The organism is Pseudomonas sp. KH_027, from assembly GCF_057838565.1.
The window spans coordinates 2,043,708-2,059,377 of record NZ_CM174470.1 but is presented as its reverse complement, the minus strand read 5'-3'; the positions used below and the strand labels follow the sequence as shown (position 1 = coordinate 2,059,377).

12 protein-coding genes are annotated in these 15,670 nt (G+C 62.3%); 1 reads left to right on the top strand and 11 read right to left on the bottom strand.

Features of this window, described 5'->3' with window-relative positions:
- Positions 1 to 81: 81 nt before the first annotated feature.
- The 9 genes from AC3IYG_RS09700 to AC3IYG_RS09660 form a co-directional block, all read right to left on the bottom strand.
- Positions 82 to 1,902 (bottom strand): family 2A encapsulin nanocompartment cargo protein cysteine desulfurase, encoded by a 1,821-nt coding sequence (locus AC3IYG_RS09700; protein WP_489313554.1) that lies wholly within the window; start codon positions 1,900 to 1,902, stop codon positions 82 to 84.
- On the bottom strand, positions 1,877 to 2,809 hold the full coding sequence (locus AC3IYG_RS09695; RefSeq protein ID WP_489313553.1) for a family 2A encapsulin nanocompartment shell protein: 933 nt from the start codon (positions 2,807 to 2,809) through the stop codon (positions 1,877 to 1,879). The genes AC3IYG_RS09700 and AC3IYG_RS09695 overlap by 26 nt, the downstream gene beginning before the upstream one ends.
- A 139-nt stretch (positions 2,810 to 2,948) precedes the next feature.
- Positions 2,949 to 3,926, bottom strand: coding sequence for a serine O-acetyltransferase EpsC (gene epsC, locus AC3IYG_RS09690; RefSeq protein ID WP_489313552.1), 978 nt, complete (start codon positions 3,924 to 3,926; stop codon positions 2,949 to 2,951).
- Between the two features lie 77 nt (positions 3,927 to 4,003).
- Positions 4,004 to 4,528, bottom strand: coding sequence for a rhodanese-like domain-containing protein (locus tag AC3IYG_RS09685; RefSeq protein ID WP_489313551.1), 525 nt, complete (start codon positions 4,526 to 4,528; stop codon positions 4,004 to 4,006).
- Between the two features lie 147 nt (positions 4,529 to 4,675).
- A complete protein-coding gene (locus AC3IYG_RS09680) occupies positions 4,676 to 5,605 on the bottom strand; it encodes a sulfonate ABC transporter substrate-binding protein (RefSeq protein ID WP_489313550.1) in 930 nt (309 codons plus the stop codon).
- A gap of 2 nt (positions 5,606 to 5,607) precedes the next feature.
- Entirely contained in the window at positions 5,608 to 6,651 is a 1,044-nt protein-coding gene (gene mgrA / locus AC3IYG_RS09675; RefSeq protein WP_489313549.1) for an L-glyceraldehyde 3-phosphate reductase, read from the bottom strand.
- A gap of 24 nt (positions 6,652 to 6,675) precedes the next feature.
- Entirely contained in the window at positions 6,676 to 6,876 is a 201-nt protein-coding gene (locus AC3IYG_RS09670) for a hypothetical protein (RefSeq protein WP_489313548.1), read from the bottom strand.
- Positions 6,876 to 8,213: an LLM class flavin-dependent oxidoreductase gene (locus tag AC3IYG_RS09665; protein WP_489313547.1), complete on the bottom strand. Its 1,338-nt coding sequence runs from the start codon at positions 8,211 to 8,213 to the stop codon at positions 6,876 to 6,878. Before AC3IYG_RS09665 ends, AC3IYG_RS09670 begins: the two co-directional genes overlap by 1 nt.
- A 95-nt stretch (positions 8,214 to 8,308) precedes the next feature.
- Complete coding sequence (locus AC3IYG_RS09660) at positions 8,309 to 10,570, bottom strand: TonB-dependent receptor (protein WP_489313546.1); 2,262 nt, start codon at positions 10,568 to 10,570, stop codon at positions 8,309 to 8,311.
- 214 nt (positions 10,571 to 10,784) lie between these two features.
- Here AC3IYG_RS09660 and AC3IYG_RS09655 point away from each other — a divergent pair, with 214 nt between their 5' ends.
- Positions 10,785 to 11,828, top strand: a complete 1,044-nt coding sequence (locus tag AC3IYG_RS09655) for a LacI family DNA-binding transcriptional regulator (protein WP_489313545.1) — start codon at positions 10,785 to 10,787, stop codon at positions 11,826 to 11,828.
- Positions 11,829 to 12,833: 1,005 nt separating this feature from the next.
- Here the strand turns inward: AC3IYG_RS09655 and AC3IYG_RS09650 are convergent.
- Entirely contained in the window at positions 12,834 to 14,492 is a 1,659-nt protein-coding gene (locus tag AC3IYG_RS09650; protein WP_489313544.1) for an arylsulfatase, read from the bottom strand.
- Between the two features lie 13 nt (positions 14,493 to 14,505).
- Positions 14,506 to 15,606 carry an SMP-30/gluconolactonase/LRE family protein gene (locus tag AC3IYG_RS09645; RefSeq protein ID WP_489313543.1) on the bottom strand — a complete coding sequence of 367 codons (1,101 nt, stop codon included), beginning with the start codon at positions 15,604 to 15,606 and terminating at the stop codon, positions 14,506 to 14,508.
- Positions 15,607 to 15,670 lie beyond the last annotated feature (64 nt).

Below are 15,670 nucleotides of genomic sequence, written 5' to 3'. Positions count from 1 at the left end.
CTAGAAGCAAAAAAGATCTGAAAAAATCCCCCTGGCCACAACAGTCAGGGGGATTTTTATTGCGCGTGCTTCAGCAGATGCCTAACGGCGATTACGCGCCAGACGCTGCACGGTATCCACCAGCAGATCCACTTCCCCGAAGGTGTTGTAGAACGCCAGTGACGGCCGCACCGTGGCTTCGACGCCAAAGCGCCGCAGGATCGGCTGCGCGCAGTGGTGGCCGGAGCGTACGGCGATGCCCTCGCGGTTGAGGGCCGCGCCGACTTCCTCGGTGCGGTAGCCGTCGAGCACGAAGGACAGCACGCTGGCCTTATGCGCGGCAGTGCCGATCAGACGCAGACCGGGAATGGTCTGCAAACCGTGGGTGGCATACACCAGCAGGTCATGCTCGTAGCGGTAGATGTTTTCCAGGCCGATGCGCTCGACATAGTCCAGCGCCGCACCCAGGCCCACCGCGTCGGCGATGTTGCCGGTACCGGCCTCGAAACGCGCCGGTGCGGGTTGGTAGACAGTCTTGTCGAAGGTCACGTCGGCAATCATATTGCCGCCACCCTGCCACGGCGGCAGCGTCTCCAGCAGGTCACGCTTGCCATAGACCACGCCGATCCCCGTGGGGCCGAACACCTTGTGCCCGGAGAACACGAAGAAGTCGGCATCCAGCGCCTGCACGTTGACCCGCATGTGCGACACCGATTGCGCGCCATCCACCAGCACCCGCGCGCCGACCGCATGCGCCAGGCCGATGATCTCGGCCACCGGCGTCACCGTGCCCAGGGCGTTGGAGACCTGGGTGATGGACACCAGTTTGGTGCGCGGGCAGAGCAGCTTGGCGTACTCCTCGAGGATGATCTGCCCGGTGTCGTCCACCGGAATCACCCGCAGCTTCGCGCCGACTTCGGCCGCCAGTTGCTGCCACGGCACGATGTTGGCGTGATGCTCCAGGTGCGAGACGATGATCTCGTCGCCAGCACCGATGTACTTGCGGCCAAAGGTATTGGCCACCAGGTTGATGCCTTCCGTGGCGCCACGCACGAAGATGATCTCCTCCACCGAGCGCGCGCCGAGAAAGCGCGCGGCCTTGCTCCGTGCGCCCTCGTAGGCGTCGGTGGCACGCGCCGCCAGTTCATGGGCGGCGCGGTGGATGTTGGAATTCTCGTGCTCGTAGAAGTAGCTGATGCGCTCGATCACCTGCCTGGGCTTCTGCGTGGTGGCGGCGTTGTCGAACCACACCAGCGGCTTGCCATTGACCCGTTCCTGTAGGATGGGGAAATCCCGACGCACCGCATGCACATCAAAGGCCACTTGCGGCTGCGGCTTGCCAGCCGTTTCCGGCGCTTTTTCCAGGCCTGGCGCGCCAACCGGGTCGAGAAAGTAGAACTGCCCGGCGCTTTGCCCACTGGGCGCAGCGCTGACCGGCTGCGGTTGTTGCTTGGCCAGGATCGACTGCACGATCTGCCCCAGCTCAGTGCCACCCGGCAGGCCAAAGGTCTGCGCATCCATGCGGTTTTCCGGCACCTGCCCCGCTCCACTGGTTGGTTGCGCCGCCCCTTGGTAGGGGCTGCTTTCACCAACAAAGTAGAACGGCGAAGCCGGTGAGCCACCACCTGCCGGTGCGGCAATCGAACTACCCGGATAGACCTGGGGAATCGCTGCGGTATAGGCCTCGGGCGTACCCAGGTCATAACCATCAGCGATACCCGCCGGCGCAGGTTGCAAGGGTGCCTCATGGGCCGCCAGGGTGGGTGTACCGCTGGTCAACGAAGCGCCAGAAGCCGATTGCGTGGACGGTGCGGCACCACCCGGCAAGCTGGCGAAGAACTCATTGGCCAAGCGACTCAGCGCGCCGAGATCCGGCAGGCCGGGGTCTTGCTGCGGGTTACTTGTAAGTGTCTGGATAGTCATGGTACTTGCCGACCTCCACGTCATCGAGCACAGCCAGGGCATCCTCGGTCAGCACTGCCAGCGAGCAGTACAGCGAAATCAGGTAGGAAGCGATGGCGTTGCGGTTGATCCCCATGAAGCGCACCGACAACCCTGGGCTCTGCTCGCCGGCTACGCCCGGCTGGTACAGGCCGACCACGCCCTGGCGCTTGTCGCCGACGCGCAGCAGCAGGATCTTGGTCTTGCCGTCTTCGTCGATGGGCACCTTGTCCGACGGAATCAGCGGCAAGCCGCGCCAGGTGAGGAACTGCGAGCCGAATAGACTGATGGTCGGTGGCGGCACGCCACGACGGGTGCATTCACGGCCGAAGGCAGCAATCGCCAGCGGGTGGGCAAGGAAGAATGCCGGCTCTTTCCACACCTTGGTGATCAGCTCGTCGAGGTCGTCCGGGGTCGGCGCGCCGGTCAGGGTGGAGATGCGCTGAGTGGAATCGACGCTGGCCAGCAGACCGTATTCCGGGTTGTTGATCAGCTCGTTTTCCTGCCGCTCCTTGATCGTCTCGATGGTCAGGCGCAGCTGCTCGCGGATCTGATCGTGCGGGCTGCTGTACAGGTCGGAGACACGGGTGTGCACGTCCAGCACGGTGCTCACCGCGTTGAGGAAGTACTCGCGCGGCTGGTCTTCGTAGTCGACGAAGGTCTGCGGCAGCGCCGACTCGTCACGCTGCGAGCAGGCAACCTGCACATTCAGCGGGTTCTTCACCTTGTTCAGACGAAAGATGCCCGCCTCCACCGGCGTCCACTGCAGCAGATGCACCAGCCAGCGCGGGGTGATGGTGGAAAGTTGCGGTACGGTCTTTGTCGCATTCGCCAGTTGGCGGGCGGCGTTATCGCCCAACGCCAGGCGTACTTCCTGATTGTCAGCCATGAATCACTCCGAAAGGTCTGATTGATTGGCTATTGGGCAATCCTCTGCTCATTGCGCCATCGGCCTAGGCCCGAGGCGCGGCTAGCGAGTATTGCTGCAACAGCCCAAATGGCGCAGGGCCGAAAGGTTCGTCATACGACTACCCCGCGTTGCCTGGCTGATGTTGCACGGTCGCCTGGCTGACGTTGCTGCCTTGGGGCACGCTGCGGGTCAACCAGACGTTTCCACCGATGGTGGAGCCTTTGCCGATGGTGATGCGACCGAGGATGGTGGCCCCGGCGTAGATCACCACATCGTCTTCAACAATCGGATGGCGCGGCTGGCCTTTGTGCAGCTGGCCAAACTCATCCGAGGTAAAGCGTTTCGCCCCCAGGGTCACGGCCTGGTAGATGCGCACACGGTCGCCAATGATCGCGGTTTCGCCGATCACCACACCGGTGCCATGGTCGATAAAGAAGCTCTTGCCGATCTGCGCACCGGGGTGGATGTCGATACCGGTCGAGGAATGCGCCAGCTCGGCGATGATCCGAGCCAGCAAGGTCAGATCAGCCTTGTAGAGGTGATGGGCAATGCGGTGGTGAACCACGGCGATGATGCCCGGGTAGCACAGCAGCACTTCGTCCACCGTTCGCGCGGCCGGGTCGCCGTTGAAGGCGGCGATCACATCGTGATCCAGGGTGCGACGCAGCTCGGGCAGGCTGGCGGCGAAGTCGCGCACCACCTGCACCGCATGCTGCTCGATATCCAGCGCTTCCTTGCCGCGCAAGCGTGCGGCGTAGCGCAGCTCCAGACGCACCTGGGCCAGCAGGCTGTTCAATGCCGTGTCGAGGGTATGGCCCACGTAGAAATCTTCACTTTCCTCACGCAGTTCATTGGGCCCCAAACGCATGGGGAACAACGCGCCGCTCAAGGCCTGCAGAATCTCGCCAATGGCCTGGCGTGAAGGCAGCTCACGCCCGCCCAGCTCACGCGCCCGCCCGGTACTGCTGCGCCACTCGGCGCGCACTGCGCGCAACTGGTCGACGATCTGCTCCAACTGCCAGTTCACCGGGCGCACCACGGCTTCAAGCGGGGTTGGGCTGAGCCCTTCGAGGGCGGCTTTGAGCTTTTCAGACATGAGCGTTCCTTGCACGCCGGCGACATAGCATGGCGCGAGAAAAAGATAAAAAGCGCGGATTCAGTTACGGAGCTGTTTCAATCCTGTACCCAGGGCAGGCCCCAATGCCGCCAGCCACCGCTGTCACCCCGTTGCTGTTGGGTATCGAGGTCGCCCTCAAACCCCTCAAGCACATTGAAGACCTGGGCAAAACCCGCGGCTGCAGCGGCCGTCGCGGCAGCCGCCGAGCGCTTGCCACTGCGGCAGAGCAGGACGATGGCCACATCGCGACCAGCCTTGGTTTCCAGCTCGCGGATAAAGCGCGGGTTCTTGATCATGGCCGGGCCGGTTTGCCAGGCCACATGCAGGGCATCGGGCACATGGCCGACGAACTTCAGTTCCTCGGCGGTGCGCACATCAACCAGGCGCACCGCACCCGCTTCGATCAGCGCCCAGGCCTCGGGCGGATACAAACTACCGGCGTAGGCAAGGCCATTGAGCTCGGCACGAGCGCGGGCCCTGGCCAGCAGGTGTTCGGCACTGATCGCCAACACCGCGCGCAAGTCTTCCGGGCGCTGGGTGTCGACAGCAGGGGGTACAGAGGCAGAAGCAACAGCAGGCATGGCGCATCCTCTAGTTGGCTAGTCGGGGCTTGGCAGGTGATCTGCTACGCCGCAATGAGGTCAACTCTATGCCTTTCCCATATATCAAAAAAATAATTAATTCTTTTATTTAAAGAACCTTAAAGAATATACGTTTTGATCAATGCCTTAGGGTCGCCACACAGCAGCACTGACATCAACACGCTTGGGCAGCAGACGGTTCTGTAAAAACAGATCGGCTGTGTGCTGCTGTGCCGCAATGATTTCAGCGCTGACCGGGCCAATAGGTGAGGCGGGACGATGCTCGAACGAGCGCTCGATCACCGCCGGCGGCAGCCCCATAAAAGCAGCCAGCAGTTCAATGCTCTGCTGGGTATGCGTACGCGTCAGGCTTTCGGCCTGGCTCAACTCATTCAGCAACTGCTGTACGAATGGCCCATGAGCCTCGGCATAAGGCCGTGCTGCAAGGTAGAACGGCCCGGTCAAGCCCAGGCCTTCACCATTGGCCAACAAGCGCGCCCGTCCCTCAAGGTCAATGGCCGAGTAGAACGGGTCCCAGATCGCCCAGGCATCCACACTACCGCGCTCGAACGCAGCACGCGCATCGGCAGGCGACAGGTAGAGCAGCTGCACGTCCTGAATGCTCAGACCGGCCTGCTGCAAAACCCGCAGCAGCAGATTGTGCGCGCTGGAGCCTTTCTGCAGGGCTACCTTGCGCCCCTTGAGCTCGGCCACCGATTGGATCGGACTGTCTTTGGCGACCAGGATTACCTCGGCCTTGGGTTTCGCCGGCTCGGCACCGACATAGAGCAGATCAGCCCCGGCGGCCTGGGCGAAGATCGGCGGGATGTCACCAGTGGAGCCGATATCCAGGCTACCGACGTTCAGCGCTTCGAGCATCTGCGGGCCTGCGGGAAATTCGATCCACTGAATCGGCGTGTCGGGGAAGCGCGCCTCCAGCAGGCCATGCTGTTTGGCCAGCACCAGGCTGATCGAACCCTTCTGGTAACCGATGCGCAGGTTCTGTGGGTCGCTCGCCAAGGCCTGTGGTGCGCAGGCGATCAATAGCCAGGTGAGTATCAGATGAAATCTTTGCATGGTCAGTCCTGCCAATCGGTTGAAGGTTTTTCCCACAGATTGATGCCACCCTCGACCGCATACTGATCGATCTCGGCCAGTTCTTCGGCGCTGAAATCGAGTTGCTGCAGCGCGGCGACGTTCTCGATGACCTGCTCGGGGCGGCTGGCACCGATCAGCGCCGAGCTCACCCGTGGATCGCGCAGGGTCCAGGCCAGAGCCAGTTGCGCCAGGCTCTGGCCACGGCGCTGGGCGATACGGTCAAGCGCCTGGGCACGGCGGATATTGTCATCTGACAGATGCTCGGGACGCAGCGAGCCGCCGCCGGGACGATTGACCCGCGCATCCGCGGGAATGCCGGTGAGGTACTTGTCGCTGAGCAGCCCCTGGGCCAGTGCGGTAAAGACGATCACCCCTGCCCCCACCTCATCGGTGGCATCCAGCAGGCCCTGCTCGATCCAGCGATTGAACAGGTTGTACGACGGCTGATGGATCAGCAGCGGCACCCCACGCGCCTTGAGCAACGCAGCAATCTCGCGGGTTTTACCGGGCGAATAAGAGGAAATGCCGATATACAGCGCCTTGCCCTGCTCGACGATGCTAGCCAGGGCGTGGGCGGTTTCTTCCAAGGGTGTATCGGGGTCGAAACGGTGCGAGTAGAAGATATCGACATAGTCCAGCCCCATGCGCTGCAGGCTCTGGTCGAGGCTGGAGAGCAGGTATTTGCGCGAGCTGCCGCCCTGGCCGTAGGGGCCGGGCCACATATCCCAGCCGGCCTTAGTGGAGATGATCAGCTCGTCGCGGTGCTGGCGGAAATCCTCCTTGAGCAGGCGGCCGAAATTGCTCTCGGCGCTGCCGTAGGGCGGGCCGTAGTTGTTGGCCAGGTCGAAGTGGTTGATGCCCAGATCGAAAGCCGTACGCAGCAACTCGCGCTGGGTACTCAGCGGCGTGCTGTCACCGAAGTTGTGCCACAAGCCCAGGGACAGGGCCGGCAACACCAAGCCGGAACGGCCGACGCGGCGGTACGGCATGCTGTCGTAACGGGTGCTAGAGGCGTGATACGTCATGGCGTGTTCTCGTGCTCAATAATGTCAGGAAGCCTGGGCTGGCAGGTGGTGGACTTCCAGCCCCGGGGTGCTGCGGTTCGGGCCTTTGAGGTACTGATCGATAAGGGCCCATGCGCGGGCAACGCTGAGCGGTACGATTGGCCAGGCGGCAGCCAAGCGACCGATTGCCGCAACCGGTAAGGCCAGGCACAGCTGCCGGGTGCATGCGGCGCGCCAGCTATGCATTACTCGGCACCTGCGAAATGCCGATTATCCGGGCGTGCCAGGCCCAGGTGCTCACGCAAGGTGCTGCCGCTGTAGTCGCGGCGAAACAGCCCACGGCACTGCAATTCGGGCACCACATGAGTGGCAAAGTCCTCAAGCCCAGCGGGCAGATGTGGCACCAGAATATTGAAGCCGTCGGCGGCACCCTGCTCGAACCATTGCTGCATCTGATCGGCAATCTGCGCGGCAGTACCGATCAGGCTGAAATGCCCCCGTCCACCGGCAATGCGCCGGCCGAGTTGACCGAGCGTGAGGCTTTCCGCGCCGGCCAGTTCGGTGAGTAATTTCTGCCGGCTCTGCTGGCCACTGTCCGTCAGTGGCAGCTCGGGCAACGGCCCATCCAGCGGGTAAGTGGACAGATCAAAGTTACCCAGCATACGGCCGAGCAGCGCAACGCCTACGGCGGGTTCAACCAAGTCCTGGAACTGTTCGAACTTGGCCCACGCCTCGCCTTCACTCTGCCCCACCACGACGAACACGCCGGGCATGATCTTCAGCTCATCCTCGCCGCGACCGAACTTGGCCAGTCGGCCCTTGATGTCGGCGTAGAAGGCCTGCGCCTTGGCCAGCGAGGTCTGTGCGGTGAACACCACTTCGGCGGTTTCCGCCGCCAGTTCGCGACCGGTTTCCGAGGAGCCGGCCTGCACGATCACCGGCCGGCCCTGGGGCGAGCGGGCGACGTTGAGCGGGCCCTGCACACGGAAGTGTTCGCCCTGGTGATTGAGCACATTTAGCTTGGCCGGGTCGTAGAACTGCCCGCTGGCCTTGTCGCGGCTGAAGGCGTCATCCGCCCAGCTGTCCCACAGGCCGGTGACCACCTGCTGGAACTCGCGGGCGCGGGCGTAGCGCTCGGCATGCGGAATGTGCGCGTCGCGGCCGAAGTTATAGGCCTCGGCGGCAGCATCGGAAGTCACCAGATTCCAGCCGGAGCGGCCACCGGACAGGTGATCCAGCGAGGCGAACTTGCGCGCCACGTGGTAGGGCTCGTTGTAGCTGGTGGTCACGGTGCTGATCAGACCGATGCGCTCGGTCACCGCGCTGAGGGCGGCGAGCAGGGTCAGCGGCTCGAAGTACACCGAGCGCGCGGTATGGCTGGCGATGGCGTCGGTGGACGCCGCCACGCTGTCGGCGACGAACAGCGCATCGAACTTGGCCGCTTCGGCGATCTGCGCGGCGCGTTTGTACTGGGCGAAATCCAGTGGGTCGGCCACCACATCGGGATGACGCCAGGCGGCGATATGGTGCCCGCCGGCCATGAGGAAGGCACCGAGGCTGAGTTGACGTTGGGCTTGGCTCATAAGGAGTTACCTGACAGAAACGGGAAGCCGCCCGGTCGCTCTGCGGCGACACGTGCGGGGCTGCACGCAGGAATCACTGTGTAGGGCGTTTCGGCTTAGAATTCCTTGCGCAGCTGCACGCCGAAGTAACGCTCGTCGTCACGCGGCACCGAGCGGTAGATATACGTGCCGCCACTGGCGAGGGCCTGGGCGTAGGACTTGTCGGCGAGGTTCTTGCCGAGCAGCGCCACGCGCCAGCCTTGGTTGTAGTCGGCCAGGGCCAGGCTGGCGTTCCAGATGCCGTAAGCGCCCTGGATGGTGGCCGGGTTCTGGTCGAGGCTGAACTGCACCTCATCCTGCCAGCTGTAATCGCTGCTCAGCTCGACATCCAGGCCGTTGTCCAGCGGGATGCTGTAGTCGGCGCGCACGTAGCTCTTCCAGTCCGGGGTGAAGGGCAGGCGACCACCATCGATGTCGCAGGTTGCCGCCGCACCGGTCGGGCAGTTGAAGTGGTCGATGCGCGCCTTGGTGTAGGCGACGGCACCGGAGAACTTCAGCTGACGGGTGGCCTGCAGGCTGTAGTCCAGCTCGACGCCCTGGGTCTTGACGCTGCCGGCGTTGATCAGGCGGGTCACCACCTGGTTGGCCACGGTGTCGAAGAAGTTCGCCTGGTAGTCGTCGTAGTCGGTGTGGAACACGGCCAGGTTGGCGGTCAGGCGCTTGTTCCAGGCCACGCTCTTGAGGCCGACTTCATAAGAGTCGGAGGTCTCCGGCTTGAGTGCGGCGGTGTCGCGCGGCTGCATGTTGAAGAACACGTTGTAGGCCGGGCCCTTGTAGCCACGCGAATAGGTGGCGTAACCGGTGAGGTTGTCGCTGAAGTCGTACTGCAGGCCGGTGCGGCCGCTCCAGCCGTCTTCGTCCACCGAGCCGGAACTGCTGGTCGTGGGTTGGATACCGGTGATGGCGGTGGCCGAGGTGGACACACGGCGGTGGTCGTATTCGACGTCGTCGTGGGTCCAGCGCAGGCCGAGCAGGCCGCGGAAATCCTCGGTGAAGTTAAAGGTGTTCTCGCCGAACAGAGCCACGCTGTCGTTGCTCACGCTGTAGTCGGCGCGACCGTTGTTGGCCACGCCGCCGTTGACCGACAGACGCTGGTAAGTCTCGTCCGACTTGCCGTGCATGTAGAAAGCCCCTAGCACGTATTCGTTGAACTCGCCCTTGGGCGAGGTCAGGCGGAATTCCTGGGAAAACTGGTCGTAGTCCACTTCGCCCTTGTCGTGAGAGGCAGTCAGCGGCAGGACAGCGAGACGGTCACCATCCTGATACTGAGTGTTGTCCCAGCCGCGCCAGGCGGTGATCGAGGTCAGGGTGAAGTCGCCCAGCTGCCAGTCGGCCTGGCCGGACAGGCCGCTGTTCTGATCTTCGACGTGGGTCTTGTAGTCACTGTTGATTTCGCGGTTGTGCGTGCTCGGGTTGACCGGCTGCAGCGAACCGGCGAAGGCCGGCGAGGTGGTGGAGATGATCACCCCGCTGGGGATGGTGTCGTCGCCGTCGGAGTGGTCGCCGATAAGGATGAATCTGAAGTCTTCGTTCGGTTCGAACTCCAGCTTACCGCGCACGCCCTTGCGGTCGTAGCCGTTGACGTCGTGGCCGTTATTCACGTTCTCGACATTGCCGTCGTACTTGCCCAGCAGGGTGCTCAACGAGCCCTTGAGGCTATCGGTCAGGCGACCGCCAATGCCGAAGCGCAGGCGGTTCTCGTTGCCGCCGCCGAAGTGCGAGTAGTCGACATAGCCGCGGGTTTCCTCGGAGATACCCTTGGACACGACGTTCAGCACACCGGCCGAGGCGTTCTTGCCGAACAGCGTGCCCTGCGGGCCGCGCAACACCTCGATGCGCTCCAGGTCCAGCAGATCCAGGGTGGACTGGCCGGGCCGGCCGAACACCACGCCATCGACCACGGTGGCCACGGTCGGCTCGACGCCTGGCGAAGTGGAGATGGTACCCACGCCACGGATGAACAGCGAGGTGTCCTTGTTCGAGGCACCGGTGCGGTAGTTGAGACTCGGCACCTGCTGCACGATGCTCGCCACGTTGTTGCGGTTGTCGCGTTCCAATTGCTCGCCGTCGACCACCGACACGGCTACCGGTACTTTCTGCAACGATTCTTCACGGCGTGTGGCCGTCACCGTCACGTTGCTCAGTACCGGTTCAGCCTGTATATCGGACTTAGTCTGCCCAGCAGTCGCGGGGGCTTGTTCAGCCCAGGCCTGGCTGCCCAGTGTGGCCAGAAGTACAGCCAGGGCCAGCGGGCTGCGAGACCCGCCGAAACGTGATTGGCCGGCATCAGCGGCGGCCACGCGGTTGCTTGTTTTCATGCTCTTGCTCTGCCTTGTGAGACCAGAATGGGCCCGTTCACGAACCGGCCATATATCGCCTTGCCCGTGCTGGTCTCGCTCGTGCGAGTGGCAGATCTTGGTGCGGACAAGCTACATTGTTAGCGCTAACATCTGCAGTATCATAGCGCCAACAATAGAGCGTCAAATAATTAAAAATTACTTTTATATAACCGTTAACTCATAAGGGGACGCCATGAGCAACCTTCCACCGGCGCGCAAACGCCGCGGTGCAGGCCGTATAACGTTGAGCGATGTGGCACGCGAAGTCGGCGTCTCGGCACTGACGGTTTCGCGCTTCTTCAATTACCCCGAACAGGTCTCCGACGACCTGCGCCAGCGTATCGGTGCGGCGGTAACCAAGCTGGGTTATGTACCCAACCTGCTGGCTGGCAGCCTGGCCTCCGCACGTGGGCGGATTGTCGGCATGGTGATCCCGAACATCTCCGGGCCGATCTTTGCCAATACCATTCAGGGTTTCAGCGACACCCTCGCCTGCCATGGCTATCAATTGTTATTGGCTTCCAGCTATTTCTCCGAAGAGCAGGAAGAAAGCGCGGTACGCGCCTTCCTTGGCTGGTCGCCCGCCGCCTTGGTGGTCACCAGCCACTTTCATAGCGCCGGTACCGAGAAAATGCTGGCCAAAGCGGACATCCCAATCGTCGAGATCTGGGACTACCAGCCGGAGCGCACGCCGGTCCAGGTTGGTTTCCTGCACCACGAGGTGGGAGCCATGGCCGCTCGCTATCTGCTTGAGAAGGGCTACCAGCGTATCGCCTTCGTGCAGAACAGTGCCGCCGGTGACCTCAGCGCCCTGGAGCGCCGCGATGGCTATGCCGCTACATTGCGCGAGGCTGGCCACGAGCCCTGGGTCTTCGTGCCGCAAATCGGTAGCGCGCCCTTCGAGGCCGGCAAGCAGGCGATGGAAACCCTAATGGCCCGCACCCCACGGCCCGATGCCATCATCTTCGCCAACGACAACCTTGCCGCCGGTGGCCTGCTCGCAGCCCAACGTGCTGGTTTGCAGATGCCGGACGATTGCGCAGTGATGGGCTTTGGTGACTACCCCTTCGCCGAAATGCTGCTGCCCAGCCTGACCACGATCAAACCGCCCGCCCTGCAGATTGGCGAGATCGCGGCCCTGCGCGTACTGGAAAGCCTCGGCGTGATCACTGCGGAGCAACCTTCTGCCCACCTCAATCAACTGACCTGTCAACTGATTGCAAGGGAAAGCGCCTAGGATGCGCCGCCCCTGTACTGCCTGAGCCTATTGCCCCAGGGTTTGGGTCGCAAAAGAAGACTTCCTCGCTTCGAGATTGGCCAAAATCTCCTCATGGCAATGGTGATCAAGCTGCAGGTATGTCGCGGCAAGCCGGGGCGAGTCCAGATATCAACCATCCGAAAAGTGGTTTGACACTATCTACGACAACCAACACGCCCTGAGGCTTCTTGACCGACCGGCATACGCCCGGCAGAAATTTCACCTTACCGGCGAGTCGATGCGAAAGAGAATGGCCGAAGCAGCCAGTAAAGCCAGCAGTGAATGCGTGAACGATGATCAACACAGCGCGCCCGCTGCAAGGCGACAAGCAGAAAGCCTCGTAACGCCCTCCCCGACGCCAATCGAAAGCATCGACACAACGAGCAGTGTGCCCCCAGCCACAAGCAGCACAGATACGCCTGAGTGCCCCCAGGAAACACACTCATCACTTCCTGAGGACAAGCCTCACACTCAAGAGGCAGCCTCCAGCACGGTGGGCACCGAGAAATCATCGCAGAGAAAGCGATCAAAGAAGCGCCGAAGAAGACGCTAAGTCACCCCAGAACGACTTGCTTAGTAGGCGCGCACTCCAGCGAAAATTACGAGGAAATCACGACTCACGCCCAGGCATGCAGAAGCCAGTTCAAGGCGAACTTCTCGGTAGGGGTATAAGTAGGGGTTTTTTCTGAGCATGAAAAAGCCCGGTCGTTTCCGAACCGGGCTAAGTCATTGAAGAATATGGTCGGGACGGAGTGATTCGAACACTCGACCCCTAGCACCCCATGCACGCTGTAATCGTGCAAACCCAGTAACCAAGCGGTCTATCTCGGGCGCTCGCTGCAACTTGATGCCCATGAATGCCTATTGGTGCGTGAGAGAGTCACGCAAAAGTCACGCAACCTTTTTGACCCCTCCTTGACGCTGAGCTGTGCCTCACATTGATCAGATTGCTGAACGGCAGCAGACAAACACCTCGCGACAACTTCACCTAGCCAATGGCTCGATAACACCTACCCGCTTCACATACGCGTCCCACTCGCTCTGTAGCTGAGCCACCAGTTCGGGATGCTCGGCTGCTACATCTGTGGTTTCACCCCGGTCCTGCGCCAGATTGAACAGCTGCCAGGCATACGGTTTATCCAGTAACGGCAAACCTCGCGGCGCCTCGGCTGTCAGCAGCTTCCACTGGCCCTTACGCACATAGGCTTGACCGAACAACTCGCCCACCATCAACGCCTGAGCATCCCCCAAGCTCTCAGCAGGGCTCGCAAACAGAGGCAGCATGGAGCGGCCGCTAATCGGCAACTTGGGTTTGCCGCCATAACTGCTCCCCGGATCCGGTATACCAGCCAGCTCGAGGAAAGTTGGCAGCAGATCATCCACCCTGAGCGGCTTATCTAGTAGGCCATGACGACCCCGATCAGTGGGCAGGCGCACGATGGCGGGAACGCTGATGCCCCCTTCGGCGGTGGTGCCCTTGAACAGGCGAAATGGAGTGGCACTGACCTCCGCCCAGCGCAGGCCGTAACTGAGATTGGATTGGCGACGGCCGATGTTCCCGTAGCTGTTGTCGGTGCCGGCGGTATTCGGCGAATAGCCTTTACTGTGATCCTCGCCCGCCGCGCCGTTGTCCGACATGAAGAACACCAGCGTGTTGTCGTACTGCCCCGTGCGCTTCAGATAGTCGAGCAGACGCCCGATGTTGTGATCGAGGTTGTCGACCATGGCGGCATAGACCTCCATCTTACGGGCTTCGAACTTGCGCTGCTCGGCGCTGAGCCCTTGCCACTGGGCCCCCGCGGCATCCGGCAGCAAGGCTGCGGGATTGAAGTCCTGAGCGATCAGCCCGAGCTTCTTCAGGTTCTCCAGTCGCGCTTCGCGGGTGGCCGCATACCCTCGGTCATAACGACCCTTGTACTTGGCGATGAAAGCGTCTGGCGCCTGCACCGGCCAGTGGGGGGCGGTATAGGCGGCATAAGCGAAGAATGGCTTTTGGCTGTCTCGCTCGGACTCGATGTAGTTAATCAGCTTATCGGTGTAGAAATCGCTTGAGTAGAAGTCATCGGGCACTCGCACCGGCTGCCCATCTTCCCGGTAGGAGACTTTTTCGACGCGCAGTTTGGAGCTCGGCCGCGGCGCGAAGTGCGTCGCCCCGCCATCCAATAGGACGAAGGACTTGTCGAAGCCACGGGCTTGCGGTCCCTGCTCATCCCGCAGGCCCAAATGCCACTTGCCCACCATGAAGGTCCCGTAACCGCCGTCCTTGAACAACTGAGCCATCGAGTGCGAGCGCTCGGTGAGATAGCCTTCGTAGCCCGGCTGGCCCTGCAGGCGCGGGGAGAAAGACAGTACCTCGGCCATGCTACCCAACCCGACCAGGTGGTTGTCCGTCCCCGACATCAGCATCGAGCGCGTTGGCGAGCAGGCGGGCGCGGCGTAAAAGCTGGTGAGCTGCAGCCCATCGGCGGCCAGTTGGTCGAGCGTCGGCGTCTCGATCTCGCCGCCGAAGCTGCCGATATCCGAATAGCCCAGGTCATCGGCAACGATCAGCAAGATATTCGGCCGAGTCTCGGCGGCCGAGCTGCACAGTGGCAGCAGTGCCCCGACCAGCACGGCCGCGAGTACGCCAGGCAAGCGCATCATGATTGACTCCTGGTTATTGATTTAGGCTCGACGCACGCCCTTGGCGCGCGGACTCCAGCATCCCGTCAAGCTTAAGCAGTCGATCGCCGGTATAGGCCCCGACGTACAGCTTCGTCCCGACCTCGAGCGCCACCGAAGCACCCGCCAACAGCCCCGGCGGCGCCTTGAACAAGACATGGGCCGTGGCCCGCTTAGGATCTATCGCCGCCACCTGGAAGGCACTTGCGCAGTGTTCATCCCTGGCCTTGAAGCAGGCGTTGAAGACTTTCGGGTCTTCGATACCGGCGGCGAGCAACTGTCCATTCGCCGTCCAGCTGAGGTTATCGGGCATGAAGTCCAGGGCGATGCGCTGCAGGGTACGCCCTTGCCGCAGGTCAAACTGCCGCACTTCCTTTGCCGTCCAGGCGGCGAACCAGGCTTGGCGGCCGTCGGCACTTAGCTGCACGCCATTTGGGAACGGCGCGTCGCTACCCTCGACCTTGGCAAGCGGCAGGCCGGGCGCCCAGGTCATCAAATAGCCGGTGTCACGACCATCGAGCAACTGCTCAAGCGGCAGCGGTGGCGCCATGCTGGTTGACTCGAACATCACGGTAGCAACCAGACCACCAGCCGGCGTGGCGGCCACATCATTGAACCGCCCTAAGCCCTGCTGCTCGACACAGCCACGCCAGACCGCCGCCCAGCCGTCATCGACCGGCTTGAGCTCGAGAAACTCGATGGCTTCACGCCCGTTATGGTTGACCACCAGCAGCTGTTGGTGACCATCGACGCGTGCGGACAGGTGAATACCATGTGCACCCAACGGCTTGTCCGGCGCCGCACAACCCTCCTCCCCCCAGCCTGCTTGAGGAGCGACAGAGAGCGGCAAGTCACGGGCCTGCTGCGTAGCCAGATCCATGATCCGCAAACGCGATTTGTGCTGCCCAGCCAGACCCGGGGTGATACTCATGAACAGGTAACGACCATCCGGCGACAGCTCCAGGTCTTCCGGCGGAGCAATGCCGCACACCGGCTGGTATCCGCTACCGGCATCGCAAGACGGTGCAGCGGCATGGGTAATGGAGCCGGCCACCAGACAGGTCAGCCCAACAAAAGCGCTTGCAAGCTTGTACATACACAATTCCCTTGTCCTGGTTGTAATGAGGCTAGGCTGCCCACGCTACCAACCCTTCCGGATG

Coding starts and splice junctions, on each gene's coding strand:
- AC3IYG_RS09700 (WP_489313554.1), bottom strand. CDS start 1,902: ATGACTATCCAGACACTTACAAGTAACCCGCAGCAAGACCCCGGCCTG.
- AC3IYG_RS09695 (WP_489313553.1), bottom strand. CDS start 2,809: ATGGCTGACAATCAGGAAGTACGCCTGGCGTTGGGCGATAACGCCGCC.
- epsC (WP_489313552.1), bottom strand. CDS start 3,926: ATGTCTGAAAAGCTCAAAGCCGCCCTCGAAGGGCTCAGCCCAACCCCG.
- AC3IYG_RS09685 (WP_489313551.1), bottom strand. CDS start 4,528: ATGCCTGCTGTTGCTTCTGCCTCTGTACCCCCTGCTGTCGACACCCAG.
- AC3IYG_RS09680 (WP_489313550.1), bottom strand. CDS start 5,605: ATGCAAAGATTTCATCTGATACTCACCTGGCTATTGATCGCCTGCGCA.
- mgrA (WP_489313549.1), bottom strand. CDS start 6,651: ATGACGTATCACGCCTCTAGCACCCGTTACGACAGCATGCCGTACCGC.
- AC3IYG_RS09670 (WP_489313548.1), bottom strand. CDS start 6,876: ATGCATAGCTGGCGCGCCGCATGCACCCGGCAGCTGTGCCTGGCCTTA.
- AC3IYG_RS09665 (WP_489313547.1), bottom strand. CDS start 8,213: ATGAGCCAAGCCCAACGTCAACTCAGCCTCGGTGCCTTCCTCATGGCC.
- AC3IYG_RS09660 (WP_489313546.1), bottom strand. CDS start 10,570: ATGAAAACAAGCAACCGCGTGGCCGCCGCTGATGCCGGCCAATCACGT.
- AC3IYG_RS09655 (WP_489313545.1), top strand. CDS start 10,785: ATGAGCAACCTTCCACCGGCGCGCAAACGCCGCGGTGCAGGCCGTATA.
- AC3IYG_RS09650 (WP_489313544.1), bottom strand. CDS start 14,492: ATGATGCGCTTGCCTGGCGTACTCGCGGCCGTGCTGGTCGGGGCACTG.
- AC3IYG_RS09645 (WP_489313543.1), bottom strand. CDS start 15,606: ATGTACAAGCTTGCAAGCGCTTTTGTTGGGCTGACCTGTCTGGTGGCC.